Origin of the sequence: Bradyrhizobium australiense, assembly GCF_013114825.1 — a bacterium.
Lineage (GTDB): Bacteria > Pseudomonadota > Alphaproteobacteria > Rhizobiales > Xanthobacteraceae > Bradyrhizobium > Bradyrhizobium australiense.
In genome coordinates this window covers 354,041-380,044 of sequence record NZ_JAAVLX010000002.1, presented here as the reverse complement: position 1 = coordinate 380,044, position 26,004 = coordinate 354,041, and the positions used below count along the sequence as shown (strand labels likewise).

General features: G+C 61.2%; 21 protein-coding genes and 1 pseudogene. 13 read left to right on the top strand and 9 right to left on the bottom strand.

Annotation, left to right across the window (positions count from 1 at the left end):
- The first annotated feature begins 474 nt into the window (after positions 1-474).
- Together HCN58_RS05430 and HCN58_RS05425 are read left to right on the top strand one after the other, a co-directional pair.
- On the top strand, positions 475-1,437 hold the full coding sequence (locus HCN58_RS05430) for a trypsin-like serine protease (protein ID WP_171578322.1): 963 nt from the start codon (positions 475-477) through the stop codon (positions 1,435-1,437).
- 3 nt (positions 1,438-1,440) lie between these two features.
- The gene (locus HCN58_RS05425) at positions 1,441-2,454 is read left to right on the top strand and encodes a hypothetical protein (RefSeq protein WP_171578321.1); all 1,014 of its coding nucleotides are present in this window, start codon (positions 1,441-1,443) and stop codon (positions 2,452-2,454) included.
- Positions 2,455-2,666: 212 nt separating this feature from the next.
- Here the strand turns inward: HCN58_RS05425 and HCN58_RS37365 are convergent, their stop codons facing one another.
- Positions 2,667-4,211 (bottom strand): acyl-CoA dehydrogenase family protein, encoded by a 1,545-nt coding sequence (locus HCN58_RS37365; RefSeq protein ID WP_171578320.1) that lies wholly within the window; start codon positions 4,209-4,211, stop codon positions 2,667-2,669.
- 415 nt (positions 4,212-4,626) lie between these two features.
- Between HCN58_RS37365 and HCN58_RS05415 the strand changes: the two genes are divergently transcribed.
- The 5 genes and pseudogenes from HCN58_RS05415 (at position 4,627) to HCN58_RS05395 (ending at position 9,475) form a co-directional block, all read left to right on the top strand.
- A complete protein-coding gene (locus HCN58_RS05415; protein ID WP_171578319.1) occupies positions 4,627-5,145 on the top strand; it encodes a hypothetical protein in 519 nt (172 codons plus the stop codon).
- An 87-nt stretch (positions 5,146-5,232) separates the two neighbouring features.
- Positions 5,233-6,136: pseudogene (locus HCN58_RS05410) on the top strand (IS630 family transposase); the annotation flags it as partial.
- A gap of 577 nt (positions 6,137-6,713) precedes the next feature.
- On the top strand, positions 6,714-7,532 hold the full coding sequence (locus tag HCN58_RS05405; RefSeq protein ID WP_171578318.1) for a helix-turn-helix domain-containing protein: 819 nt from the start codon (positions 6,714-6,716) through the stop codon (positions 7,530-7,532).
- 502 nt (positions 7,533-8,034) lie between these two features.
- Positions 8,035-8,700, top strand: coding sequence for a DsbA family oxidoreductase (locus HCN58_RS05400; RefSeq protein WP_171578317.1), 666 nt, complete (start codon positions 8,035-8,037; stop codon positions 8,698-8,700).
- Positions 8,701-8,836: 136 nt separating this feature from the next.
- Positions 8,837-9,475: an NIPSNAP family protein gene (locus HCN58_RS05395; RefSeq protein ID WP_171578316.1), complete on the top strand. Its 639-nt coding sequence runs from the start codon at positions 8,837-8,839 to the stop codon at positions 9,473-9,475.
- An 88-nt stretch (positions 9,476-9,563) separates the two neighbouring features.
- Here HCN58_RS05395 and HCN58_RS05390 read toward each other — a convergent pair whose 3' ends face one another.
- The 4 genes from HCN58_RS05390 to HCN58_RS05375 form a co-directional block, all read right to left on the bottom strand.
- On the bottom strand, positions 9,564-10,508 hold the full coding sequence (locus tag HCN58_RS05390) for a cupin-like domain-containing protein (protein WP_171578315.1): 945 nt from the start codon (positions 10,506-10,508) through the stop codon (positions 9,564-9,566).
- Positions 10,508-11,704 (bottom strand): GNAT family N-acetyltransferase, encoded by a 1,197-nt coding sequence (locus tag HCN58_RS05385; protein WP_311966775.1) that lies wholly within the window; start codon positions 11,702-11,704, stop codon positions 10,508-10,510. Before HCN58_RS05385 ends, HCN58_RS05390 begins: the two co-directional genes overlap by 1 nt.
- Positions 11,705-11,880: 176 nt before the next feature.
- A complete protein-coding gene (locus HCN58_RS05380) occupies positions 11,881-14,607 on the bottom strand; it encodes an EAL domain-containing protein (RefSeq protein WP_171578314.1) in 2,727 nt (908 codons plus the stop codon).
- Positions 14,608-14,670: 63 nt separating this feature from the next.
- Positions 14,671-15,774 carry a FecR domain-containing protein gene (locus tag HCN58_RS05375; RefSeq protein ID WP_171578313.1) on the bottom strand — a complete coding sequence of 368 codons (1,104 nt, stop codon included), beginning with the start codon at positions 15,772-15,774 and terminating at the stop codon, positions 14,671-14,673.
- Between the two features lie 129 nt (positions 15,775-15,903).
- On the opposite strand from HCN58_RS05375, the gene HCN58_RS05370 reads away from it, so the two are divergent.
- The gene (locus HCN58_RS05370; RefSeq protein ID WP_171578312.1) at positions 15,904-17,691 is read left to right on the top strand and encodes a ShlB/FhaC/HecB family hemolysin secretion/activation protein; all 1,788 of its coding nucleotides are present in this window, start codon (positions 15,904-15,906) and stop codon (positions 17,689-17,691) included.
- 2 nt (positions 17,692-17,693) lie between these two features.
- On the opposite strand, the gene HCN58_RS05365 is transcribed toward HCN58_RS05370, so the two are convergent.
- Entirely contained in the window at positions 17,694-18,101 is a 408-nt protein-coding gene (locus HCN58_RS05365) for an LPS-assembly lipoprotein LptE (protein WP_171578311.1), read from the bottom strand.
- Positions 18,102-18,327: 226 nt separating this feature from the next.
- On the opposite strand from HCN58_RS05365, the gene HCN58_RS05360 reads away from it, so the two are divergent.
- Both HCN58_RS05360 and HCN58_RS05355 read left to right on the top strand, forming a co-directional pair.
- On the top strand, positions 18,328-19,755 hold the full coding sequence (locus HCN58_RS05360) for a caspase family protein (RefSeq protein WP_171578310.1): 1,428 nt from the start codon (positions 18,328-18,330) through the stop codon (positions 19,753-19,755).
- A 54-nt stretch (positions 19,756-19,809) separates the two neighbouring features.
- Positions 19,810-21,843, top strand: coding sequence for a pyrroloquinoline quinone-dependent dehydrogenase (locus tag HCN58_RS05355; protein WP_171578309.1), 2,034 nt, complete (start codon positions 19,810-19,812; stop codon positions 21,841-21,843).
- Positions 21,844-22,677: 834 nt separating this feature from the next.
- Here HCN58_RS05355 and HCN58_RS05350 read toward each other — a convergent pair.
- Positions 22,678-23,139, bottom strand: a complete 462-nt coding sequence (locus tag HCN58_RS05350; protein WP_171578308.1) for a PaaI family thioesterase — start codon at positions 23,137-23,139, stop codon at positions 22,678-22,680.
- A gap of 238 nt (positions 23,140-23,377) precedes the next feature.
- Here HCN58_RS05350 and HCN58_RS05345 point away from each other — a divergent pair, with 238 nt between their 5' ends.
- The 3 genes from HCN58_RS05345 (at position 23,378) to HCN58_RS05335 (ending at position 24,419) form a co-directional block, all read left to right on the top strand.
- Positions 23,378-23,656 carry a hypothetical protein gene (locus HCN58_RS05345; protein ID WP_171578307.1) on the top strand — a complete coding sequence of 93 codons (279 nt, stop codon included), beginning with the start codon at positions 23,378-23,380 and terminating at the stop codon, positions 23,654-23,656.
- 82 nt (positions 23,657-23,738) lie between these two features.
- Positions 23,739-23,969 carry a hypothetical protein gene (locus tag HCN58_RS05340; RefSeq protein WP_171578305.1) on the top strand — a complete coding sequence of 77 codons (231 nt, stop codon included), beginning with the start codon at positions 23,739-23,741 and terminating at the stop codon, positions 23,967-23,969.
- A 111-nt stretch (positions 23,970-24,080) separates the two neighbouring features.
- Entirely contained in the window at positions 24,081-24,419 is a 339-nt protein-coding gene (locus tag HCN58_RS05335) for a PilZ domain-containing protein (RefSeq protein WP_171578304.1), read from the top strand.
- A 12-nt stretch (positions 24,420-24,431) separates the two neighbouring features.
- On the opposite strand, the gene HCN58_RS05330 is transcribed toward HCN58_RS05335, so the two are convergent.
- Positions 24,432-24,674 (bottom strand): DUF6894 family protein, encoded by a 243-nt coding sequence (locus HCN58_RS05330; RefSeq protein WP_171578302.1) that lies wholly within the window; start codon positions 24,672-24,674, stop codon positions 24,432-24,434.
- Between the two features lie 211 nt (positions 24,675-24,885).
- A complete protein-coding gene (locus tag HCN58_RS05325) occupies positions 24,886-25,065 on the bottom strand; it encodes a hypothetical protein (protein WP_057846810.1) in 180 nt (59 codons plus the stop codon).
- Between the last annotated feature and the right edge of the window lie 939 nt (positions 25,066-26,004).

Below are 26,004 nucleotides of genomic sequence, written 5' to 3'. Positions count from 1 at the left end.
TGCAGTCAAATCAGGTGCCGCGTCCGTATCCAGCTCCTTATCCCGGACCGGGGATGCCGGCTCCCTATCCCGGACCGGGGATGCCGGGCCCCTATCCCGGACCGGGGATGCCGGGCCCCTATCCCGGACCGGGGATGCCGGGTCCCTATCCTGGGCCGGGAACGTCCGGTCCATATCCAGGCCCGGGAATGCCGAGTCCCTATCCGGGCCCAGGAATGCCGGGTCCGCGTCCCGGACCAGGGATGGCGGGTCCTTATCCCGGACCGGGGATGCCGCCGGGTCCCGCAACACCAAAAACCCTACAGGGGCCGTGTCCTAATGAAGCGTATGAATATAAGGCGACGCGGCCGGGCAGTCCTCCAGTGAGAGTTCGGAAACCAAATGCGCCAGGATACTGCTGATGAGCCGAACTCCGAGTCTACGATGACGAATCGATCGCTTCGAAATTGGAGATCGAGTTTGATGTGGTCTAGTATGACGTCGCTCTTTCTAATGGGAGCGACTGTAGCGACCGAACATGCTCCAACAGATTTCGGTGTGGTCAGTCCGGAACGTCAGCAAAGCTGTCTCAAAGCATTTAGTGATCTTCCGATCGCATTTAGGGAGTCGATAATCGACCTAACCGACAAGGAGGAAATTTTGAGATCAGCGCCTCAACTACAAGCTTACGACGAATTTTGCTTGGAGCGCTGGGAGAGTTTACGTCCGAAAACTCGGGAGAGTTTGAAAGATATTGTGGGCTTTTTCTTTCTTGAGCAATCCGGCAGCAGGGAACTCACGTGTGCGGGATTTCGCATCAATGAAAGATACGTTGTTACCGCAGCCCATTGCCTATGGTGGAGGGGAGCTCAAATTGATCCAAAGAGACTCACCTTTCGTCTACTTTCGATTCCTGAGGTTGCCTTTGAGCCGACAGCTGTCGAAAATCCAAGAGATATCGACGATGACCGGCTTCTTACTGATCGCGAGGACTTCGCAGTATTGAGAGTCGAAACTCACGCAATCCCGCTCAACATTCCTATAAATTCCTTCCGCGAGCAGCTACCGTTTACTGATTACCTTCTGATCCCCGGCGTAAATCTTTACGATTATTGGATTCGGAACGCAAATTTGTCTGGCGACTGGCTTAAATCAGTTAGGGTCAACAAGGGGCGGTCCTGCTTTCGACATCAGTTCGATGATATTGATCAAGCTGTAGCCGCTCGATGCGTCTTTGATATTTGTCAAACTCTTGAAGCCATGAGTGGCTCAGCCATATTTGGATACGACCACGTTAGACAGATGGTTTTCATAGGGGGCATACATCTACGAGCGGGGCTCCTCGGAAATGATCCCATTATTCGCCAGCGCCGCGAATGCGGCGAACGAGAGTCATTCAACGTTGGCATCACCCTTCCAAAAGAGGTTATCGATTTAGCGGCGCAACCAGGGAAGTAGAGCATGCAGACCGCACTCCGTCTCGCAATCACAATTACGCTCGCAAACTGTTGCTTCGGATATTGTAAGGCCGACGTTACCGACAGTCCGCGGCTTTCAAGCGTGACACGCGTTCTTGCCGGTGGACGTGAAGCATGTCTAATAAACCCGCCCACCAAGCCAACCGAAACGGGACTTACAATTCTCGCCCCATTACTCGCTAGCCTTGGAAGCAAAGCGGCTGAGATTGGTTATGATGCCCTCTCCAACTACATTAGTGAGACTATAAAGGCTCAGGAGAGTTCGCTTACGGTGGCCGTTAAGAGCGCCTATTTCTATAGATTGAAGAAAGGGGCCGAAGGAAAATGGGGCGCCGAGCCAGCTTTGGACTGTATTGTCATAGCTCGCGGCCGCCCAGGGCCGATCGATGTCTTGGGTTTGAGGCTATTTGCTCAGCGCATGGATCCTCGGAGCCGCTTTAGCAAGGTTGATGAAAAGGGAGAAAGAAGTTTTCCCATTTTACAGACACTTGGATTTTCAGATTTTCCAGATCTGTATCTTGAATTCGCCTTCGAACGAGATCCTCTCGATACGGTATTTCGACTTCAGCCACGGGTTATCTATTACAAACAACCTTCCGTGAAGGCTGCTGCCGATGGCAAGCTTGATCTGAATCTTACCGTGACAATCTCACAGCCCGGATTATCTACTCCGTCTGCGGTTTTGCCGTTCAGACTAGCCGGAGTCCAAGCTGGCGCTGACGTTCCGATTGATGGCGTCAGCATCGACAATCCCTGGGCACCAATGCTCCCTCCACCAGATGAAAAATTCGCAAATAATGAGCGGGCAAAGTTGTTTTCAAGCTTGCCTAGCACTCCCTCAAACGTATCTATCACTCTGGAAGAGACCGGCTCAGCGAGTAGGTATCTTGTTTTCCTAAGTCGATTCTTGAACGCGAGCAAATCTGACATCAACAATTCTGCGACTGAACTCCTTAACCAACTAGCGGACAAGCTAGTAGCAAAGGAAGCGAAGTAGACGTTCCATAGCAGGTCGTAAGCCCGTGCTTTTCGGGGGATGCGATCGTTACCCACATCCGACACACGCACATCAAGCCCTCAGTCGATGTTTGATCCAGAGGCCGCGGACAAACGTGGCTCGAATGTGCCTTCGAGAAGGAAACGACGCCCGGATCTAGCCTACACTCGCCAACCCTCATCATCCCTCCCATGCATAAGAACGGCTAGCTGTCAGACATACTGAGCCAATTTGAGGTAATCGTCTGTGAGGACAGGTGACCGGATGGAAGAAGCTGCGTCTTGAAGGAAGGTATTCAGAATCCGACTAGCGTGAATGCGGCGTTCGAAAGATGGCCGTGCCGGCGCGCGACTACGGAGAGTTGCCAATTCGGAACTGATTAGGTCAGCCGCGGCTGCGGCACAATCTGAGGCGGAGAAGCAACCAGCAGACATGACAGCTTGTGCTAGTCCTAGTGTAGTGAGCCAACCTGCATAGATTAGCACGGCACCGTCTGTCTCATTGAGCCCAGAGAGTTCATCAATTGCAGCAGCATGGACTGGCGCCGCACCAAGAGACAGAAAAAGATCGGCTATTTCGTCACGTGTGGCTCTAGAGAGAAGGCAGCGGCCGAGGTGCGATAGGAGCGTCTCAGTCGGACCCTCGAAGATGCGGAGAATGCGAGCGTCTCGATAGATTTTAGCTACAGGCGTTCTCTCATCGTAACCACGGCCACCCAATAGTTGGACGCATTGATCAGCGACGAGGCCGCACCACTCTGACGACAACACCTTCGTTGCCGACGCAAGGTGGACGTTCGGCGCGCCGTGCGCTGAGACAAGTCGGCAGGATGCGCCCAGCATTGCCTTCACTACTTCCCGCCGGAGTACCATCCGTTCAAATAACTGCTCGACATAGCTGTTCTCAATCATGCGCAGCTTACCTATTCGACGATGGCTTGCATATGAGGCTGCGACCTGGATAGCACGCTCAAGGGCTCCAAGGCCCATAGCAGCCACACCGATACGCCCGCGGTTCATACTAGATGCTGCTGCTCCCCAGCCGTCTTGATCGCGAGAGAGCACGTAGGCACTCGGCACCTCGACATCCTGGAACTCTAGGGTATTTTGAATAATGCCACGTAGACCGAGTGTGCGATGCTCGTGCGTGACCTTTAGGCCCGGAGCCTGCCTATCAACTAGTACACAAACGAACCGACCTTTCGCATAAGGACCGGAGGCTCGCGCAAAGCAAACGATCCAACGAGCCCAGTCAGCGAGGCCGATCCAAATTTTGCGGCCGGAGATGCGAACTCTATCTTCGTGCATGAAAGCCGAAGCCTGTATATGCCGCGGGTCAGAGCCAGCTCCAGGCTCCGTCAAAGCGAAAGCGCAAAGGTCGCCGCGTGTTGCACCCCGCATGACATGCCTTTGTTCAGGGATGTGCGGTGCAGCTTCGATGCAGGGCAAGGCCAGGAAGTTATGGATGACGAGGGTAGAGGCAGCCGAGACATCGAAGGATGCGGTGGCGGAGATGAGGTCGATGGCCTCTTGCAACGGAAGAGCTAATCCGCCGTGCTCTGCTGGTGTAGTGAGCCCGAACAGTCCATGCCTTGCTAACGTGCTGTGTAGGGTCGGAGGGAATGCTCGACGGTCATCCGCGTCCGCGAAATTCAACTGACCCAGGTCATCGATCAAACTGGAATATAGCGTAGGTGCACGACCTGCAGCTGTGCGTTCCTGCGCCTCCCCAAACAGGGAGTAGATTTGACTGTTCATAGCCCCTCGAATTGTCTGGCAATATAAGGCCATAATGATTGCGCCCGCCCTTGGTGCCAATCATCCCGGTGGCTAGCTCGAGTACACATTGGTATACGGGGATGCGAGCGTATTATAAGCAGGTTGCCCCTGATCGGGATTTATCGCGAGGGCTGCGCGGGCTCACATCAAGATGCATCTTGTCTATATGACCTCTCAGAGGAAAACTCTCGTTGTAGTCAGTGACCTCCATTCTCCTCAAGATTCACGCAGAGTCATTGAGTGGTGATTCGTCCCGAAGAGAGCCTAGGGAGAGGTCCGTCATGCGCCCCATGGCCAGCAGAGTGAGATGATGCTCGCTTGAGAGGCGTTCACCGAAACGCAAGCACCTTCGCTTCTGGAGGCGCTTCGCGGCCTAGTCTTAGGAGGATATGCGATGTTCGGAAAGAAGAAGAAAATGCTGCGGAAGCACGAGACCCAGGAGGTTCAAGCCCGATTCGAGCGGAACGAGGGCGCAGGGAAGGACATTTACACCCGAATCGCTGATTTGAAGAACCTGCCGCGCGACAACCTGCCTGATGCGGTCTTTATGCTCTTCGTTGAGGCAAAACACCAAAGCGAGCTGATTCGGCAATCGATCAAGGAACGTACCCGCAATGACTTCAATTTCGTCGGGTTCGTCGTCGACGGCGATTTTGCGACCTACCTCGCTGAGGAAGCGGCGCATGCGGTCCGAGATCACGTTAGCAACCCGCAGACATTGTTGGAGGCGATGTCTGAGCAACTTCCGGATGTGCACTTCACGATCCAGCAGCAGGACGCAGTTTCAATGGTTGCTTCGATGATCCGTGTGCAGCGGCTGGAAGGCATCCTGGAAGGTCTGCGGCTTGCCGGCCTACTGAACAAAGCGCCAAACCGCCGCCGCACCAGCCCGCAGAAGAACGGGATTCTTTAGCAGGTCCATTTCAAGGCGCTTCTGGTGCCATAGCGGACACCCTCGACAAATCCGATCACGTTCGCATTTTTCTTAGTCGTCCGTTCTTTAATCGCGGAGCCGCGTCCGGCCGCGGAGCGCAAGCTGACCGGCAAGGAGGAGGCCCTGCTGGTGGCGATCGCATGCGCCAAGCCACCCGCCGGCCGCAAACGCTGGACGCTGACGCTTTTGGCCGACATGATGGTCAAGCTCACCGATCACGACAGCCTGTCGGGCGGGACGGTGCGCCGCCGGCTGGCCGAGAACGATCTCAAGCCGTGGCGCCGAGACATGTGGTGCATCCTCCAGGTCGATGGCGAATACGTCGCCCGCATGGAGGACGTGCTCGATCTCTACGCTGAAGCGCCGGATCCCGCGCGGCCTCTGGTCTGCTTCGACGAGGACCCCCGTCCAGCTGATCGGCGAGGTCCGTCAGCCGATTCCAGCCGAACCGGGACAGCAGCGCTACGATTACGAGTATCGCCGCAACGGCACCGTCAATCTCTTCGTCACCTTCGATCCGCATCGCGGCTGGCGCAACATCAAGGTCACCGACCGCCGCGCCGCCGTGGACTACGCCCAATGCATGCGTGAACTCGTCGACGTCCATTATCCCGGCGCCACTTGCATCCGTGTCGTGCAGGACAATTTGTCGACCCACAAGCCTGGAGCGCTGTATGAGGCCTTCGCGCCCGCCGAGGCCCGGCGCATCCTGCGCCGCCTCGAATTCCACCACACCCCGAAACATGCCAGTTGGCTCAACATGGTCGAGTGCGAGATCAGCGTGCTGCAGCGCCAGTGTCTCGGCCGCCGCATCGACGACCCCAAAAAGCTCCGAAAGAGATCGCACCATGGCAACGGCGGCGAAATAAAGCCAAAGCCCGCATCACAATGGATGTTCACAACCGACAAGGCTCGCGCCAAACTCGGCCGCGCTTATCCAGCCACCGCCAAAGAGTCAAAATCACTGTGATGAACCACTAGGTGGACCAGCTGCAGCCCAGAGCCCACGCGCGCGGGCCCACTCCTGACCTGTACGGAAGCGCAGCGAGAAACCTGGCTTCCCGCCAAGCCCGGAATGATCGAACTTCTCGCAAGGAGCCACATTCCATCGTGGTCTGGGAAAGGCCGAAGAAGGGTACGCTTCAGCAAGGCATTTTACCTGGTGGTCGGCGACTTGCTCAGCGCCGCCTTCACGCCGGCCTCAGCACTCATAAGGGCGAACAGCTTCGGCCCCGCACGTACACGTGCAATCGGGCGCGAGGGCCCGGCGGGTTCGGTGTGCTTGGCAGGCTCGGCAGACGAACTTCTCGCGCACGTGCTGGATCACTTTCGAACTCGGGCCTGAAAAAACTTAGGGTAGGGCTCGCCAATAATCGGCTCGTCAATATTTTTTATTGCCGGTGTGTGAGTTCGGGATGTTGGTATTTGTGTTGGTATCGGTGGGGAGGGTTAAAAAGAAATTCCTGTTAGTACAAGTAGTTGTACGTCAAAATCCATTACCTCGGACGTAATGGAATGGACGAAATTCACATGGTAGGTTTTCCACCATGAATGCACATGCTGCCACGGCGCGAGCCGAACGAACCCGGCCTCTCCATATTGGCGATCATTTGCGCGAATGGCGCCAGCGGCGCCATCTGAGCCAGCTCGATCTGGCGGGAGACGCCGAGATATCGGCCCGTCATCTCAGTTTTGTGGAGACGGGCCGCGCCGCGCCATCGCGGGAAATGGTGCTGAAGCTCGCCGAGCGATTGGAGGTTCCCTTGCGTGAACGCAACGTGCTCCTGGTCTCGGCGGGTTTTGCCCCGGCCTTTCCGCAGCGCTCGCTCGACGATCCCGCACTGAAATCTGCCCGGCAGGCGATCGATCTGGTGCTGAGGGCGCATGAGCCCAATCCGGCGCTGGCCTATGACCGGCACTGGAATCTGGTGACGGCCAACCGCATGGTGGCGCCACTGCTCGAAGGGTTGCCACCGCATCTGCTCGGGCAGCCCTTCAACATCCTGCGGCTCGCCTTTCATCCCGAGGGGCTCGCGCCGCGCACGGTCAATCTTGCCGAATGGAGCGCGCATCTTTTGGAGCGGCTGCATCGCCAGTGCGAGGCGACGGCCGATCCCGAACTGCTGAAGCTGTATCAGGAGCTGAAAGCCTATCGGATGCCGGCCCGTTCGGGGCCGATCTCGGCCGACAATGTCGCGATTCCCTTCAAGCTGCGCCACAATGGCGACGTGCTGAGTTTCATCTCCACCACCATGGTGTTCGGCACGCCGGTCGACATCACGTTGCAGGAATTGGCGCTGGAAACCTTCTTCCCCGCTGACGATCTGACTGCGGATCGGATGCGGCAGATGGCGGCCAGTTTGTAGGATGGGTGGAGCGCAGTATATCCATCAGACTGTAAGCGGGCATTGATGGGTTTCGCTGCGCTCCAACTATCCCAAATTTCTTGCGATTTACATCGCCGTGGATCCTCCGCATAAAGCATCGGCACGTCGAGCCGCATCCACGCCGCCGCGGGACCCGGCTTCTCCAGCGCGCCCTCGATCAACCGTACCGACACGTTCTGGAAGTAGCGCGCAGGCCAGCCGGTCGACCTCGCTGTCATCAGCGCGGTGGTCGCGCTGCCCTGCAGCACATCCGGCGACCACGGCCCGCCGGCATATTTGGTGGCGCGGAACAGGGGCTTTCCGGCTTGAAGGGCGCTCATTACAGCGCTCCGCGGTTCGAATCGACGCACGGAGTTCTAGAAAGGCTGGCCGTTCGCCACAATAACCGCGGAGGTGAAGTGATACGAGACATGCGGGGATCGCCCTTGTCTCCTTGTCCGATCGGACTACCTTCCGGTCATCATTTTGCGAGGACGTCCCGATGAGCACCTTAAAACCCCTCAAGATCGACATCGTTTCCGACGTGGTCTGCCCCTGGTGCTACATCGGTAAACGCCGGATCGAGAACGCGTTGGCGCTGGTGCCCGATGTTCCCGTCGAAGTGCGGTGGCGGCCGTTCTTCCTCAATTCCTGGGTGCCGCGCGAGGGCATCAGCCGCGACGAATATCTCACCGCAAAATTCGGTTCGGTCGAAGCCTACAAGGACATTGCCGGCCGCGTCGTCGCTGCCGCGGGGGAGGAAGGGCTGACCTATCGGCCGGAGCTGGTGAAGCGCCAGCCCAATACCATCGATTGCCACCGCCTGATCCATTGGGCTGAGGCCCAGGGCAGATCGGCCGAAATGAAGCAGCGCCTGATGGAATTGTACTTTCGTGATGGCGGCGATCTGACCGATGTCAACGTGCTGGTGCAGGCCGCGGCCGATGTCGGCCTCGACGCCGATGATGTCCGCAAGCGACTTGCCACCGACGAGGATGTCGCATTGATCTCCGGCCAGGCGCAGGAAGCGTCCGACAAAGGCATTTCGGGCGTTCCCACTTTCGTCTTCGCGCAGAAATATGCAGTGTCCGGCGCCCAGCCGGCCGAGCAACTCGCCCGCGCGATCCGGCAAGTCTCCGGCGAAATCAACGCGCAGGCCGCGGAGTAGCCAAGGGTTCCTTCTCCCTCGCCCCGCTCTTGCGGGGAGAGGGTCGGGGTGAGGGGCCTCTCTCCGCACAGCGCAGTGTAGCGCTTGACAGGAGTGCTGCCCCAAACAACAACAGCAAAAAACTTGGGGAGGCATCATGATCTACGAACTGCGCACCTACACCGTAAAGCCCGGCACGCTCGGCGACATGATCAAGGCCGCCAGCACGGTATCGCGCGATATCCGCAAGGACGGTTACGGCAAGCTCGAAGGCTACTGGTCGACCGAGATCGGCCCGCTCAATCAGGTCCTGCACATGTGGAGCTACAACAGTTTTGACGAGCGCGCCCGGTTGCGCGCCGAGCTTGCGAAAAACCCGCGCTGGACCGGCGAATATGTGCCGCTGATCCGCCCCTTGCTCGTACGTCAGGAAGTCCGCCTGATGAACGCGGTAAGGCCGCCGGTTGCCCCGGCATCGACGGGCAATGTTTATGAACTCCGCAACTACCGCGCCAAGGCGGCGGGCGGCCGCAAGCAATGGCTGGATGCGTTCACCGCGGTACTGCCGGAGCGCGAAAAATATTCAAAGATCGTGGGCCTCTGGACGACCGAAGCGGGTCAACCGAACGAAGCCTGCCACATCTGGGCATATCCCAGCTTGAATGCGCGTGCCGAAGCGCGGGGCAATGCGATGAAGGATCCGGCCTGGCAGGAATTCCTCGGCAAGGGGCCGGGCTTCCTCGAGGAGATGCACTCGACCATCATGCTGCCCGCGCCGCATTCGCCGCTGCAGTGAGTCGCTTACGTAGCCCGGATGAGCGCAGCGACATCCGGGACCGCTCTCACCTCACCCCGGATGTCGCTGCGCTCATCCGGGCTACAAGTCACGCCCCCTTCAGATAATAGTTCGCGCGTTTCCCCAGCGCGATCCGCCGCAATGCGCGGCGCATCGCCATCGAGGCGCGCAGCGGCTTTATCGCGCTCGTCACCGTGCGATAGAACGCCAGCTTGAGCGCATCGAGCACCGGCTGTTTGCCCGGAGGCTGCTGCGGCAGGCCGATGCCGCGCAGCATCGAGTTGAAGAAGTGCAGATCGTTCATCCGCCGCACTTCGCGTGTTTTCCAGGTGATTGCCATCGAGATCGAGTACGAACCTGCGGTGCGCACCCAGTGCGGCCATTGATACGGCACATAGCAGCCGTCGCCCGCGAACAGATGGAATTTCCTAGCCCGCGGCGCGAGACTCTCGTCATATTTGAGGTTGCGATGCTTGGTCATCGAGCGCTCGATCTCGTCGTCGGAGACGATCGAACGGTCGGTATTGTCGAAGATCGTGAAGAATTTTTCGCCGTGGATGTGCACAAAGAAATTGTCTTCGCTGTCGAGATGAAACGGCGTAGTCGAATTCGGCGAGGACACGAACAGAAAGCCCTCGACCTGCTCGAAGCCGGCATCGAGGAGGCTGTTAAAGCCGCGGGCGCGAGCAACGGACAGCAGCGTGTCCTCCAGCAGCGCCCGATATTCCGACGAATTCTCGACGCGCTTGAGCACCATCCAGGCGCCGGCGGTCTCAATACTTTTCACGACTTCGACGGGGTCGAGGTCGACGGTTGGAATCGCATCCGGATCCTGGCTGATCGCGACCTTGCCGGAATTGTATTCGATCAGGTCGCGCGGTAGTTCGGAAGCCAATTGCGCGATGCGCGGCAGCGTCAGCAGCGGATGGCCGGTGAGCTTGTGGCGGATCGCGAACGGTTTTAGCGGAAAGTCGCGGCGGAGCGCGTCATGGGCGGCCGTAATGACGGGCGCCATGGCGGTGAGCGTATTCATTAGGATTTCTCCCGATTCTTTCTTACGAAATGAATGAGACGTCGCGCCGGGTCGCGGATTGCGGATCGCAAGCCGAGCGCGGCGCGAATCAGCGCCACGACCGGATCGTTCCGCCGCAGGGGAATCAACACGTCGCCGATCGCAAGGCGTCCGCGCCAGATCGGATTGATCATCGGATGGTCGGGACTCGCGGTGGAATCCACCATGGCAATGGCTGGATCGGCGCAAAGATGCTGCGTGAGCTCCACCGTCAGTTGCACGCCCGGTGAAAACTTCGCAAAACGCTCGTCGACGCCGAGCTTGAAATAGAAGGCGCGGTCCTGATGGCGCAGCACGATCGCTGCCGCCACCGGTGTCTCGCCGGCGCGCAAGGTCACGATCTCGCACTGGCCAGTCTCGGCCAGCGCCGAAGTGGCGCGGCGGACGAACGCCGCATCGCCCTCATCCTGGCCGAGGGCAGTGCCACGCTGGCCCTTCCAGCCGCTGGCTTCGAGCACCAAGAATGTTTCGACGGCGGCGGCGATCTCGGCGGGTGTCCGCGCCACATCGAAATGGACGGCGCCGTGTTCGGCGAGGCGATTGCGCTGGCGGCGCAGTTCCTTCAGTTTTTTTGCGCCAAGCGCTTCGCGCAGCACTGTATCAGCGTCGGCGGTGGCATCGAGGCAGGCGCGGACATGCGACTGCAGCACCAGCGGCTGCATGCCGCCGCGATGCAGCACGTCGGTAAAGGCCTTCATGGCTGCGCCATCGATCGAGGTGGCGCGGAAGATCAACGCATGCGCGCCGGCCCGTCGGCCCCGCCGCAGGATGCTCGTGACGGCTTCCTCCGCCATCTCGCGATCGAGCAGCGGCGTGCAAAGCGTGCCGTAAGGATCGGCACTGACCAGAGCGGGCAGCGGGATTCTGTAGGCGCGCCACATCGAGATCACGGGCACCAGACCGATCAAGATGGATGGATCGTGCCACGCGCCGAGCGCGGCGGCATTGAGCCGCCCACGCGCCGAAGCGTTCACCGCCAATTCCCATTCGGGCAAGTAGTAGCCATTCGGCTCGGCGGCGCGTGTCGAGAGCGCGCGCCATTGGGGCACGGAGATGCCGGCAAGCGGCGTCAGCGCCTCGCCAATGCCTGGTACGTGAGCGTTAGCTGCATTGCCCGATGCACGGCGCACCATCGATGTGTCGGCAATATCTACCACTTCCCCGAACCCCCCATTCGCGATTTGTCCACCAACGACACGTCGCGGGTGCCGCTTGGCCATCGCGTTCACGGGGTGACGCTAGTGGAAAGAGGTGGAAAATCGCGGTGCTTCGAGGCTCGGATTTGAGTGATCGTGTTAACGGGTTGTTCAGTCTGATCGGAACGGCTCAGCCGTTACGCCACCTCGGCGGTCGCGACAGCGGTCAGGAATTTGGCTTCGAACTCGCTTGCCGGCATCGGCTTGCCGAAGAAATAGCCCTGTCCTTCTTCGCAGCCCATCCTGACCAGGTAGTCGGCCGTGGCGCGGTCCTCGATGCCTTCGGCGATGACCGACAGCCCGAGTTGCTTGCTCAGTCCGATGGTCGAATTGACGATCGCCGCGTCATCGGGATTGGTCAGCAAGCCCAATACGAAAGAGCGATCGATCTTGAGCCCGTCGAGCGGGAATTTCTTCAGATAGCTCAAGCTGGCAAAGCCGGTGCCGAAATCGTCGAAGGACAGGCGAACGCCAAGCTCCTGAATCTCAAGGAACGTATTCAGCGCGCCCTGCTCGTCGTGGAGCAGGATGTCTTCGGTGACCTCGAGCTCGAGGCTGGTTGGACTCAAACCGGTGCTGGCGAGCACCTGCGCGACCGAGATTGCGAGGTCGCCAGACTCCAACTGGGACGGCGAAAGGTTGACACCGACGCGGAGCTTGTGTCCTGCGCGTTCCCAGGCGGCGCCCTTGGCGCAGGCGGTTTGGAGAACCCACTCGGCGATCCGCTCGGAAATCGGAGAGGTATTGACGACCGGCATAAACTCCCCCGGCGAAACCAGACCACGCACGGGATGACGCCAGCGGATCAGGGCTTCGGCGCCGATCAATCGGCCGTCGGCCAGATGAAATTGTGGCTGGTAGAACAACTCGAACTCATTGCGTTCCGCGGCCAGCGCCAGCTCTGCTTCCAGTGTCAGGCGCGTCTCCAATTCGCGCCGGATCGAGTCTTCGAACAGCACGTGGCCGCCACGGTTGGTCGCCTTGGCGCGGCTCAGCGCCAGATGGGCGTTGCTGAGGAGTTCGTCCGCCGTTCGTCCATCGCCCGGGCAAACGGCAGCTCCAATGCTGACCTTGACGCGGAGGTGGCGGTTTCCGGCCAGCAGCGGCGCATCGAAGCCGTCGCCGATCTGTTCGGCGAAGCGGCTGAGGTTTTCTCCGATGTCGCTGGTCGGAACGGCGATGGCGAATTCGTCTCCGCTCAAACGAGCGACCAGACCCGCCGGCGGAATAGCCGCCATCAGTCGCTGCGAAATGGCGCGGAGCACGAGATCGCCACAGGTGTTGCCCAGCATGTCGTTGATCTGCTGGAAGCCGTCGATGCCGATCACCAGCAGCGCCACCTTGCGGCCGTCCGTCTCGGCCGCGGAAATCTTGGTCTCGAGCTGGGCGTGAAGCGTGTTGCGGTTGATGAGTCCCGTCAGGGTGTCGTGTTCCGCCAGATATCTCACTCTCTCGGCTTCGCGCTTGCGTACCGAGATATCGCGCAGGATCGCGCCGAATTGGAACCCGTCGGCGCCTTGCCAGCCGGAGAAGGAGGCCTCGACCGGAAACACCTCGCCATTGCGGCGACGTCCGTCGAACTCGACCACCGATCCGGCAGCCAGATGGGCAGCGCTCTTGATGGAAAAGGCGGATGTGGCGAGGGCTTCGTCAGGCGCGCAAATCTCGTCGAACGGCCGACCGATCATCTCTTCGGGCAGATAGCCGAAAATCGCGGTCGCGCCCGGATTCCATACCGTGATCAGGTAGTTGGCATCGGTACAGATCAGGCCATCGCCAAGCGACATGGCCACACGCTGAAAGCGGCTCTCGGCGACCCTGCCGAGCAGATCTCTGATGTCGATTTCGTCGAGTGCGATGGCCGCGATGTAGACGACGATCGCGATGTGAAACAGCGACGTATCCAGAATGAGCGGGAACGCCGCCTGGAGGGCAAATGCGCCTGCCTCGAGGGCGACAGCCGTTGCGCCGAGCAGGGCGACCCGCTTGCCGGCGGTAACTCGGCGCCACGAGAACAGCATCAGCAAGGCGAGCAACGCCAGGCCGGCCGCCGTAACGACGCCCGAGGTCCATTGCAGCGCGCGGTTCTGCAGCAGCGACTCCGCAGCCAGTGTCTGCAGCACGGGGCCGGATAGGATCTCGCCGTTCGGCACGCTGAAGCGGTCACCGAGTTCGAGCGCCGTGCCGCCGATGACGACCTTCTTGCCCTTGAGTTTTTGCAGCGTCGCCGGGTCGCCGCGCAGGACGTCGGCAAAGGACACTTTGGGGATGCCCGCAGTTCGGATGCTGAAGTCGATCAGGAACGGCGTGCGCGTTTCGTCGTATTGGCCGGCGAGCATGGCCGCCATCGACGGCAGGAATTTGCCATCCAGCTTCTCGCCGAACGGATAACGGCGGACGAGGCCATCACGTCCGACCTCGACATTGACCACGGCCGGCCACGAATGTTCGGCGAATTGCTTTAGCGGGCGATTGACGTGAAGCGTCGTCCTGTCGGTGCGGGGCTGCTGGAATGAGGGCAGTACGACCGATCCGCCGGCACTCTCAAGGGCTTCGGCAAAGTTTCGGTCCGACGACGCATCCGAAGGCGTGGAGAAGTCGACATCGAGTGCGATGTCCTGGACGTCCGCCTTCTGAAGCTGCCTGATCAGCTCGGCATGGAGCAGGCGCGGCCACGGCCAGACGCCAATCCTGTCGATCGACGAGGCGTCGATCGCGATCACCACGATGTCGCCACTGGTCTGCCGCGACTGCCAGGCGAACCGCAGGTCGGCCAGCGCATTGCGAAGCGAACTGTGCCAGCCGCCCGCCAGGACGATTGCCAGCGCAATCGTCACAAAAATATGCGCCCGATATCGTTTCACGTGATCACCATTCTGGTGTTTCGGGTTTGAATGGTTGTTCGGCTCCTGCAATCGATTCTGCGGTTAGCGGCCTCTTCCATGTCCGCTGTTGCCACGGCCGCTGCCGTTAGCCCCATTGCCGCTTCCGTTGGCGGCATTTTCGTTGCCGCCATTGCCGTTGCCGTTGCCGTTGCCGCTGTTGCCGTTGCCGCTGTTGGCATGGCCGCCGGCGACAGCCGCTACCGCGCTTGCATTTGCTCGACCGGCTACGCTGGCAGCGGCTCCGTTACCATTATCCCCTTGACCATTGTTGGCGGCGGCGTCCGTGCCGGGCGTGGATGAACTCCAGACCGTATTGGGCTCGGAGGCGCCCCGCGCCGCGCCGAGCGAAGCCGAACCGCCATGGGCGAGACCATTGGTGACGCGCTGGAAGTTCACCCGAACTTCGCCGATCGACGAGGAGATGCGAGTGACGCCATGCTTGGCGGGATGAGTGCTCGCATGCGTGTTCTGTCCGTTGGCCGCATGGCGCGGCGCGGAGAGGCCCGCACGCGGCACCGGCACTCGCCCGATGGAAGGTGCTCGCGGCTTGCCGTGTTCGATCGGGGCAAGCACACCAGCTCCGCCAAGCGACAGTCCGGTCTTGCCGCTCGCGAAGGCCGTGGCATGCTGCCCCGCCATCACTTGCGCGATCTGGCCTGACTTGAAATCGGCGACTTCGACCTGACCGCGGATCACGTCGACGGTGGTCTTGCCGGCGTTCACGGTGACGCGGAATTGCGTGCCCTTTACCACGGCGGCGAGATAGGGCGTTTCGACCTCGAAATGCTTGACGTTGCGCTTTTCGACGTCGAGCAGGATCGAACCCGCCTGCTGCACGATCGTGGTCGACAGCCCTTCCTTCTTCTGGACGGGCACCCCGACCACGGAATTCGGTGCAACCATGATCATTTCCTCGCCGCGCTTCAACAGGACGCGGCCGCTGCGGCCGGTACGAATGGTATCGCCCGGCTTCAACACGTCTTCCTGTTTGATCGATGCCTGCTGCACGCCGCTACCGCTAAGCCACACCTCGCCCGAGGACTTGCTGACCGTCCACTCGCCGCCATCGACCGCGTAAGCGGCAGAAGCCGTCACCAGGAAGAACATCGCCGCGAGTGTTCTCGAGACGTGAGGAAGCGCACGCATGAAACTCTCTCCGATTGCCGCTTTGTCCCGGACGCTATTGGAAATGTTTCAACATTGAGTGAGCGAAAGCCGTATTCTCCACGCAACGCACCAACGATTCGTTGACCATAATTTTCTATGAAAAATCAGATGGCTAGCGGTTCCACCTACGATCTCGGTTCCTCATCCGTACAATTACGGAAGCCGGTCTTTTCAGCTTTGTCCCGCGCAGTGATCGTCGGCCTCGGGCTATGGATTTCGGTTGCCTGCTTTTCAGCGCAGGCGCAGCAAGCGAACCAGCCCGCCTATGATCCGCGGCAGACCGAAAAGCGTTTCGAGGACCAGCAATCGCGCGAGGGCGCGAACGGGCGGCCGCGGTTGCCGTCGCCGCAATTCGCCGGGACGGAAGGGGAGGGAGACACCAGGCCGCTGTTCGTGCTTCGGCGCGTCTCGATCAGCGGCGCCGTTGCGATACCGCAGGATCGGCTGGTGACGGCGTATCAACCCTATATCGGGAAAAAGGTGTCGCAGGCCAACCTGGCGGCCATGGCAAATTCGGTCAGCGAGGTCTATCGCGCCGCCGGCTTTCACCTCAGCCGGGCGATCATCCCGCCGCAGGATGTCCAGAGCGGCGAGCTTCGCATTCAGGTCGTCGAAGGCAGCATCACGGAGCTGACATTGAAGGGAGACGGCGCTGACGAATTCGGCGTCCGGCCGATGCTCGATGCCGTACTGGCGGAACGGCCCTCGCGGCTTGCAACGCTCGAACGGCAATTGCTGCTGATCAACGGCAGGCCGGGCGTGCACGTCGTGGACACCGCGATCGAGGAGATCGGCACGACAACGGGCCATTTCCGCCTGATCGTCTCCGTGAAAACCTGGCACGTCTTCACATCGTTCGGTATAGACAATCTGGGATCGTCGTCGGTCGGACCGTGGCAAAGCTACGGAACGGCGGCGTTCAACTCCTATCTCGCGCCCGGCGACTCGCTCGTGCTGAACCTTTCGACCACGCCCGGCGATCCCAGGCAACTCGCGTTCGGCCGCCTGTCCTACGAAGTGCCCGTCGGCACCGACGGTGCGCGTATCGGTGCGTCCGGCTATTACAGCGAAGTCTGGCCGGGCGATTACCGTCATCTCTACAGTGACAATATCAAGACCGAGTCGTTCGAATTTCACGGCAGCATCGCTCCATTGCAGTCGCAGAAGTCCAGCCTGACGCTGACCGCGGCTGCGGGATTCACCAATGCCACCGAAAACGATGTGTTCGGCCCGATCTATGCCGACCGCATCCGCATCGCGAGCCTCACCTCGGACTACCGCCTGCAGGACGATTTCGGCGGCACCAATTATCTGACGGTGAATTATCGTCAGGGCCTCGACATTCTCGGCGCCTCGCACCGCGGCGACGACGATCTGTCGCGCGTCGGCGCCTCCGGGAAATTCTCCGCGCTGAATTTCTGGTTCACGCGCTATCAGACGCTGACGGATGCATGGTCGGTGAAACTCGCCGCCGCCGGCCAGGCGGCCTCGGGCCCGCTCTTCACCTCGCAGCAATTCTATCTTGGCGGCATCGCGTTCGGCCGCGGCTATGGCAGCGCCGAGATCAGCGGCGACAACGGTGTCGCAGGCACGGTCGAACTGCGCTTCGACCAGAAGACGAACCTGCAATATCTGAGCGGCTATCAGCTCTACGGCTTCGTCGACAGCGGCGTGGCCTGGAATGACGGCTATCGGCTCAGCGACGGTCTTTCGCTGACCTCGGCCGGCGGCGGCGTCCGCTTCTTCTTCGCCGAAGGCCTGCAAGCCGACATCGGCGCCGCCGTGCCGCTCAGCTACGGCGCACCGGACAATCCAGGTCGCGGGGCGCGCGTGCTGTTCTCGCTGACCAGCGCGCTCAAGCTCTGTCCGGTGCGGGCGACGACGCGGTGTTTGTAGCGCTAGACCGGCTCGTAGCTCTCGGTCGCGCCGGTATCCTCGGCTTCGACCTTTTGGCGATCGGCGATCGCGCCATCGGAAATCTCGATCCGGTAGGTCTGCGTCCCCAGCGGCTTGCCGGTCACCGAAACCACTTCGGCCTTCACACATGCGGTCCAGCCCGGTCCGCGGAGGTTCGGGCGCGGTTCGGAGACGCGAACCTGGGTAGGTTGGGAGGCCGCCACGAACACGGAATCCAGCTTCTGCCGCAGCAGCAGCTTGACGTCCGGTGGTGTCCCCAGCGCGGGTGGGTCGGGCGTCTTGCCGCGCATGAAGTCCGGCACCGGCGCGCGGACATCGGCAAAGCCGCAACCCGCAAGCGTCAGCGCAACGCCTGCCACCACCGCTATGTGAACCCCGATCCGCCGCATCGGAGGTTGTCTTACCGCAGAGACGCCGTTTCGGACAGGGGCATTGTGGTCCAGACAACATAACGATCCCGAGACTGTGATTCGCATCACTGCGCGGGATTTGGGGCCTGCAACAAGTTCGCCATTGAGTGGGGCCGCCGTCACGCCTCACATGGCGCGGCCGGCTTGAACCTTTGGCTCGGGGGCCGTGACCAATCCAAAGCCTGCATTGTCGGGAGGTGGCATCATGTTCCGTCACGCGCTGCTCAAATTGATAATTCCCGCGGCGGTTCTGCTCGGAGCCCATTCGGCTTCCGCCGAAAGTCGCCTCGCGCTGGTGATCGGCCAATCCGCCTATCGCTCGGTGCCCGCGCTGCCCAATCCGGCCAATGACGCCAAGGCGGTCACGCAATTGCTGACCGATTCCGGCTTCGAGGTTTCGACTGCCTCTGACCTTTCGCAAAACCAGATGCGCGAGGCGGTCAGCGAATTCGCCGGCAAGGTGGCGGCCAAGGGCCCCGATACGGTCGCCCTGGTGTTTTACGCCGGCCATGGGCTGCAGATCGACGGCGAGAATTTTCTGGTGCCGATCGATATCGATCCCAAGCGGGAAGCCGACATTCCGATTCAGGCGGTGCGGCTCAACGACATCCTGAACACGCTGACCTCGGTGCCGAGCAGGATGCGCATTCTGATGCTCGATGCCTGCCGCAATAATCCATTCCCCGACCTCAAGACCGCCGGCAGCGGGCTTGCGCTGGTCGATGCCAAGGTCGGCGCGCCCGGCACGTTCCTGTCGTTCTCGACCTCGCCCGGGGCAGTCGCGGAAGACGGCTCCGGCTCCAACAGTCCGTATACCACCGCGCTTCTCGCGGCCGGCAAGGAATCCGGGATTCCGATCGAGGAGACGTTCAAGCGGGTGCGTCTTGCGGTGAACAAGGTCACCGAAGGGCGCCAGACTCCGTGGGACAGTTCTTCGCTGACCGAGGATTTCCGCTTTTCCGGCGCATCGGTCGCAGGACCCAAGCCCGCCGCGCCGCCGAAGAAGACGGTTGCCGAATGGACGCGCGACCTGAACGGCAAGCCGGTCGAGACGGCGAATGAGTTGATCGTGGCCGACGGTACCGACGAAGCCTATGAGGCCTTTGCCGGCTTGTATCCGCAGACCTCGCTCGGGCGGCTGGCGCGCGAATGGCTGGTTCGGCACCGGCGCATGGTGGCGTGGAATAACGCCGTGCTGATCAATACCGCGTCCGGATATCGTTCGTTCCTGGCGAGATTCCCCGATAGCGATCTGGCCGCGACCGCGCGCAAGCTGGAGGAGCGGCTGCGCAACCGGCCCGACTTCACCCCAGCCGTCGCGGCCGCCAACGCCGCCGCGCCGCAAAACGTTGCGCTGACTTGTCCCTGCAACGTGCAGCCGCCGCGAGAGCCGCAGAAAGTCAACGCGCCGGCCCGGCGTGTCGAGCCCGATCCGCCGAAGCGGGTCGATCGCAAGCCGCCGCGTCGGCGCGAGCTAGATGACGACGTCGTGGTCGTGCGCCGTCCGCCCCCGCGCGAGGTCTACGAGCCGCCGCCACCACCGCCGGTCAGCATCGGCATCGGGATCGGTCTCGGCGGATTCGGCGGCGGCCGCGGCGGCCACTATGGCGACAGCCGCCGGGGTGGATACTGAAGCACCAATAGGATAATTGATCCCGCAAGCGTGGGTTGCGCTTGCGGGGGCAGGATGCGAAATGCGGTTTGTCTGTTCGCTTTGATCGTTGCGGTCCTCTGTGCGGGTAATCCGCTTCCTGCCTCTGCCTGGGAGCATTGGGGCGGCGATCGCGGCGGATCGCGGTTTTCGCCGCTCAAGCAGATCACGCCCGACAATGTCGGCAATCTCGTTCGCGCCTGGGAGTTTCGCACCGGCGATCTCGATCGCCGCGCGCCTGAGGTGATGAAGCGGACCAAGTTTCAGGCCACCCCGTTGCTTGTCGAGGACAGCCTGATCTTCTGCTCGCCCTTCAACGAAGTCATAGCGCTCGATCCCGGCAGCGGCGTGCAGAAGTGGCGGTATGATCCTGATATCTCGACCGCGCAACGCCCGGCCAACCGCTATACTTGCCGTGGCGTCGCCTATTGGGTCGACGACCGCGCCGCTGAAAATGCCGCCTGCCGCGCACGGATCTTCATGGGCACCAACGACGTGCGCGTGATCGCGCTCGACGCCAGGACCGGCATTCCCTGCGCCGATTTCGGCAACAATGGCGAGATCAAGTTCGCACTCGGCCCGTTGGAGTGGCCCGGCGAATTCCAGATCACGTCGGCGCCCGTCGTCGCCCGTGACATCGTCATCGTCGGCTCCGCCATTGCCGATAATCGGCGCGTCGATGCGCTGCCGGGCACGGTGCGCGCCTTCGATGCGCGGACCGGGCGTGCGCGCTGGGAATTCGATCCGCTGCTGCATGACGGCATCATCGCCGGCCACGCCAATGTCTGGGCACCGATGTCGGTCGATGAGGAGCGCGGGTTGGTGTTCTTGCCGACGTCCTCGCCGAGTCCGGACTTCTGGGGTGGCAAGCGGCCCGGCAACAACGATTACGCCAATTCGGTCGTGGCGCTGCGCGCCGAGACCGGCGAGCGGGTCTGGTCGTTTCAGACCGTGCACCACGATGTCTGGGATTACGACTTGCCGGCGCAGCCGACATTGGCGCGCATCGATACCGCCGAAGGCCAGCGCGACGTCGTGATCCAGCCCACCAAACAAGGCTTTGTGTTCGTGCTCGATCGCGATACCGGCAAGCCAATATGGCCGGTGGAGGAGCGCGCGGTGCCGCAAGGCGGCGCCGAAGGCGAACAGCTCTCGCCGACGCAGCCGTTTCCGACCCATGTCCCGGCGCTGCTGCCGCAACGGATCTCGCCCGGCGACGTGTTCGGCCTGATTCCGTTGTGGGACCGCGGGGCCTGCCGCGCGCAGGTCGCCTCTGCCCGCAATGAAGGCCTCTACACGCCGCCGTCGACGCAAGGCACCGTGGTGTTTCCAATGACCGGCGGCGGCGTGAACTGGGGCGGCGCCGCGTTCGATCCGGTCAGCCAAATTCTTTACGCCAATACGACGCGGGCAATTCACATCGTCAAGCTGCTTCCACGTGCTGCTGTGGCCGATGGCTTCAGTCCGCCGCCCGGGCACGACTTCGGGCGGCAACAGGGCACGCCGTTTGCGATGACCCGTGCGGTTGCGCTGTCGCCGCTGGGGATGTTGTGCAACAAGCCGCCCTGGGGCGAGATGGTCGCGGTCGATCTGAAGGCGGGGAAGATTCTCTGGCGATCGAGGGTCGGCACCACGGAAGATCGTGCGCCGCTCGGCATCGCCTTTCCCTTCGGCACGCCGCTCGTCAGCGGCGTCGCGATCACCGCCGGCGACCTCGTCTTCACCGGCGCGATGGACGCTTATTTGCGTGCCTTCCACGCCCGATCGGGGCGGGAGCTGTGGCAGGGCCGGCTGCCGGTGCCGGGTGTTGCCAATCCAATGACCTATCTGTGGAAGGGCGAGCAATATGTCGCGATCGGCGCCGGCGGTCATTCCGAGTCCGGCACCACGATCGGCGACAGCGTGGTCGCGTTCCGCCTGGCGCGACCGGGCGAGGCGCCCTCGCTGTGGTCGCGCACCATCGACCGGCCCGGCGGGCGATTTATGAGCGGGGCGATCGCGGTTGCGGTAGTTGTGCTGCTGATGGCGATGTTGGTGTGGCGCTGGTTGCGGAGCAGGGCGGGCGCATGAGTTTCGTCGTGCGTCATCGCGAGCGAATCTTGTAGCGCGGATGAGCGAAGCGACATCCGGGGCGGTGATAGAGTGGTCCCGGATATCGCTTCGCTCATCCGGGCTACGACTGAATACGGCTTCGCGATCTCGCGACGCATTGCGCCCGAGGTTTGCATCTTCTTTTTGCTCCCTCCAAACAGAGGGCGCAGGGAAGACCGGGTGCTTGCTGCACCCGCGATCTCGTGTGCAGAGTGCGCAAAAGAAAACGCACACGAGCATACAGGTACAGCGGGAGCATCCCGGCCTTCCCTGCGCAGTGGCTTTACGGCTTACTTCGAGCTCTCCCCGGCGAACGGCTTTCTTGCCACCGTCGCTGCGTAGGGCGTGACCCCTTGCGCAACTTGATGCCAGCACCGCGACATCAGGACCACACGACTTCGCCGTACGCTTCCTGCGCGTACGTCTTGCGCATTCAGCGTCCACCGCATCTCACCGCACGTTCGTGACGATCGCGACCCGCCCCTCAATCGGGTGAGACGGGCGGAGTCATGCCGCTGATTTGCCCGACATGTTAAGCGGAATATTTTTGATTCTTTTTGATTCCTGGGCTTGACACGATTTCGGAAAATCAGAATTGATTTGCCCGACGGGCCAATTGGCCGCAGCCGCGCATCGAATTTTCGCATCTACGCACACTGCAAATCAGCTCGCAGAACTGTAGGGTGGGCAAAGCCAACGCGTCGCGCGAATGCGCGCCCGATGACAGGCTCCGCGTGCTCACCATCACGAAGCGTGCTCGATGATAGGTTGTGGGCACGGCGCAAGCGCGCCTTTGCCCCACCTTAGGATTCTCTACAGCATCGCGAACGCGCTCGAGACCATCGCCACCGGCTTGTTGTCGGCGGCGGAAGAAAGCGTAACGCGGCCAAAACTCATGGTGCGCCCGAGGCGGACCACGCGCGCATCGGCCAGCACGTCGGAGGCGGAGACCGCGCGCATGAAATGCGTGGTCTGGTCGACCGTCGTCATTGCGCGATAGCCGCGGTTGGCGGCGAGGTTGGCGATCACCATCGCGGTGTCGGCAAACGCCATCAGCGCCTGGCCCGAGACCATGCCGCCATTGCGGCACAGTCGCTCCGAGAACGGCAGGCGCAGGATGGCGCCCGGCTGCCAGTCGGCACCATCGCCGGGCGCGGCAAAGTCAAAGCGCTCGATCGACAGGTTGAGATCCATCACCCATGGCGCAAATACCTCGCCGAGCACGCGCCTTGCTTCCGCGATGCCGAATTCCCCCGCTTGTGGCTGTTGTTGCATGAACGTCCGTTTCCTCGTCCGATCTTGTTGTCCGCGCATTGTAATGGTCACTGCGGCGAAGGGAACAGCAGCGGCAGGCGGCAGATGCGGTGCGGTCCGGAGCGATTGAGCGCTATCGCCGAAATATTGCGACACAGACGTCCCGGCGCGTCGAACCAAAGGCGAGGTCCACGCGTGCTTGGCTTGGCGGTTGCGCCGATGGTATCTTTATCGGAAATGCTGAAAGCAGGAGAGCGTCATGAGAATACTGAGCGCGGCCGCGATGGTGGTGTTGTTGACGGTGCCGGCCTACGCGCAGATGTCGACCCCCAACATCAACCTGATGCCGGAACTCCAGTCCAAATCGCCGGAGGAAAAGGAGCAGGATGCGATCAGGGAAAAGGCCTACAAGGATTCCTTGAGGAAGATTCCCGACGCCAAGACCTCTTCCGATCCGTGGGGCACCGTGCGCAGCACTGAAGCGCCCAAGGCCGCGGCGCCCGCCAAGAAGAGCAAGACCGGCAGCAGCAGCCAATAGCTCCTCGCCAAAGCGGCGGGTAGGATTCATTCGCCGTTACCCCTATATTCGACCTGTCGTCATCGTGTCTGGAGTTACGACATTGGTCTTTCGTCCGCGCGATCTCGCGAGCCGGATGGCCGGCCGGCGCAAGCCGGGCGACGGCTATCTGCGCGAGACTTTTACCTTGCCGCGCGACGAAGCAAGGGCGCGGGCGCGCGACTTCCTCAACCGTTATCCCAAGGCGGCCTATATGAGTTCGGTCGAAAGCTGGCGCGAATTGCCCAGTGGCGACATCGAATTCACCATGCGCCGGCTTGCCAGCGCCGATTAGGCGACGCGGTTCCACCCCGCCGAAATCAATATCGACTCTCCGATTTTTGCCGAATTCCGATAACCCGGTATTTAGGTGTTCCGCCTAGTATTTCGACGGACAGGAGAAATCATGGCGAGAGACCGCAAAGACCTCGGTGCCCGCAAGTTCGTTCGGGTCGACTTGCGCAAGCCGGGGTTCCTGATTCCGGCGCCCGATGCGGCCTGGATCAAGTGCTACATCCTCGACATTTCCGAGAACGGAGCATGTCTGGACGTGGGCGACCTCGCGGTTCCGAAGGTGTTCGGCCTTTCGCTCACGGCGGGTGGCGAGGTGCGGCGGGTATGCACGCTGATCTGGCGCAGGGGCGAGCTGGTTGGCGTCCGCTTCATCTCTGCCCGGGAGCTACGCCAAGGCGTCGCGCCGCCAAGTGAATCCGATACTGCTTCCCGGAAGGCGCACGCTGACTAATCTACCGATTGTTTAATCGGTACCCTGCAGGGTCTCGGCTACGAGGCGAATCCGGAATACCGGCGTTTTGGATTCATCCAGCAATTCCATCTGCCACTCGGCATTTTCAGCCAGTTTTCGGGAAACATCCGCGATCATGTCGCCGCAGACCCCGGTCATTTCTTTCCACGCCGCGTTGTGATCGACAAATTCCGCACCGTCATTGCTGACGCATGCATCCTCGCCATGTCGAACGCTGAAGAAAAAGATCGGCATGGCAAGCTGACCAACAATAAAATGGGCCGCCGTTGGCCCCGAAATCCCTATCCCCCGAGAGTGGATTCCTCGCCTTTCGAAAGATCAACTCCGGGTTTTTACGGGCCCAAGCACGTCGCCGGGCACATAAACCCGGTTACCGTTTAGCTCTAACCTGATGTAGTTGCTGAGAACTTCCCTGGAAGGTCAGCGGACGACGCCGGGGAACGGATTATTCCCGTTCGGCTTTTTTCAGCTCCCGATCAATCCGAAGTTGGACCCGCCGGATGGCAAGCAGATTGAGCTTGGCTTCGGTCTTGCCTGTAACGACCCTGTCGCCGATGCGGAATTGCCATTTCCAGATGCCCGGAGCGACCGCCGTCACGGTGTATTCAACGCCCTTGTGGATCATATAAAATCCCGCTGCGGCTCCCGACCGCGCCAAATCCAGACTTCTTACTTAAAATTGTAACAATTAATCAATGCAACTACGAGAGGCGATCGTGCGCCGGTTGGACCGCCGGTAGGAGCGGGAGGGATCGGGGTGTTCGCGCGGACCCCAATCAGGGCGTCACTTGGCGTGCCGCATGCTTCAGCTCGCGATCAATCCTCAATTGGACGCGGCGCATCGCCAACAGCGCTAGCCTCGCGTCGGTCTTGCCCGACCTGACGAGATCGCCGATCCGAAATTGCCACTTCCAGATCCCGGGGTTCCCGGTCTGGCGAGCGTATATTCTAAGCCTTTGTGGTTCATGGAAACCTCCCGCATCTACTGCAATAACGGGAGTGGAACCGCAAAGTTCCATGTTCCAGCTGCTGACAATGCCTTCGCCGCGACGCGCCCGGCCGAAATCCGCTCCCTTCCCATTGGGTTTCAACCCCCATTGCGCGTGGCCGAATTCCCTTGCCGAGCCCATTTTCCACCGCGGGCAAAAGCACTGCGCCGCGCAAGCGGAGTATGGTCGCTTGGCGGCGCAGGCCTATTCCCCGAGTGATGCAATATCCCAGGCAAGAAATTTGTCGGGGCGACATGAAAAAGGTTCAACGCGCCCGAGACAAATTTGCCGGGCGATTTGCACGCTGAAACGGGGGCTTGCGGGGACGTATCTGCTCGCGAGGACGGGGAGCCTCTAGATTTTCCCGCGTCGTCAGCGACCTCGCTGGATGGTCCCATGCGGCGGGGTCGTTTGGCTCGGCGTCGCCGACCGCGCGCCTCGGCGGACTCCATTCCGGTCCTACCTCGCCGGCGTGGCCGCCCGGGATGCCAGAGCCCGGCCGCTATTCCTGGCGCGATGGATAAGGCTGCCGCGGTGGAAGATGGGTTCTCGACGGCGCGTCCGGCCGGACGGGC

Coding starts and splice junctions, on each gene's coding strand:
- HCN58_RS05430 (WP_171578322.1), top strand. CDS start 475: ATGACGTCGCTCTTTCTAATGGGAGCGACTGTAGCGACCGAACATGCT.
- HCN58_RS05425 (WP_171578321.1), top strand. CDS start 1,441: ATGCAGACCGCACTCCGTCTCGCAATCACAATTACGCTCGCAAACTGT.
- HCN58_RS37365 (WP_171578320.1), bottom strand. CDS start 4,211: ATGAACAGTCAAATCTACTCCCTGTTTGGGGAGGCGCAGGAACGCACA.
- HCN58_RS05415 (WP_171578319.1), top strand. CDS start 4,627: ATGTTCGGAAAGAAGAAGAAAATGCTGCGGAAGCACGAGACCCAGGAG.
- HCN58_RS05405 (WP_171578318.1), top strand. CDS start 6,714: ATGAATGCACATGCTGCCACGGCGCGAGCCGAACGAACCCGGCCTCTC.
- HCN58_RS05400 (WP_171578317.1), top strand. CDS start 8,035: ATGAGCACCTTAAAACCCCTCAAGATCGACATCGTTTCCGACGTGGTC.
- HCN58_RS05395 (WP_171578316.1), top strand. CDS start 8,837: ATGATCTACGAACTGCGCACCTACACCGTAAAGCCCGGCACGCTCGGC.
- HCN58_RS05390 (WP_171578315.1), bottom strand. CDS start 10,508: ATGAATACGCTCACCGCCATGGCGCCCGTCATTACGGCCGCCCATGAC.
- HCN58_RS05375 (WP_171578313.1), bottom strand. CDS start 15,774: ATGCGTGCGCTTCCTCACGTCTCGAGAACACTCGCGGCGATGTTCTTC.
- HCN58_RS05370 (WP_171578312.1), top strand. CDS start 15,904: ATGGCTAGCGGTTCCACCTACGATCTCGGTTCCTCATCCGTACAATTA.
- HCN58_RS05365 (WP_171578311.1), bottom strand. CDS start 18,101: ATGCGGCGGATCGGGGTTCACATAGCGGTGGTGGCAGGCGTTGCGCTG.
- HCN58_RS05360 (WP_171578310.1), top strand. CDS start 18,328: ATGTTCCGTCACGCGCTGCTCAAATTGATAATTCCCGCGGCGGTTCTG.
- HCN58_RS05355 (WP_171578309.1), top strand. CDS start 19,810: ATGCGAAATGCGGTTTGTCTGTTCGCTTTGATCGTTGCGGTCCTCTGT.
- HCN58_RS05350 (WP_171578308.1), bottom strand. CDS start 23,139: ATGCAACAACAGCCACAAGCGGGGGAATTCGGCATCGCGGAAGCAAGG.
- HCN58_RS05345 (WP_171578307.1), top strand. CDS start 23,378: ATGAGAATACTGAGCGCGGCCGCGATGGTGGTGTTGTTGACGGTGCCG.
- HCN58_RS05335 (WP_171578304.1), top strand. CDS start 24,081: ATGGCGAGAGACCGCAAAGACCTCGGTGCCCGCAAGTTCGTTCGGGTC.
- HCN58_RS05330 (WP_171578302.1), bottom strand. CDS start 24,674: ATGCCGATCTTTTTCTTCAGCGTTCGACATGGCGAGGATGCATGCGTC.
- HCN58_RS05325 (WP_057846810.1), bottom strand. CDS start 25,065: ATGATCCACAAGGGCGTTGAATACACCGTGACGGCGGTCGCTCCGGGC.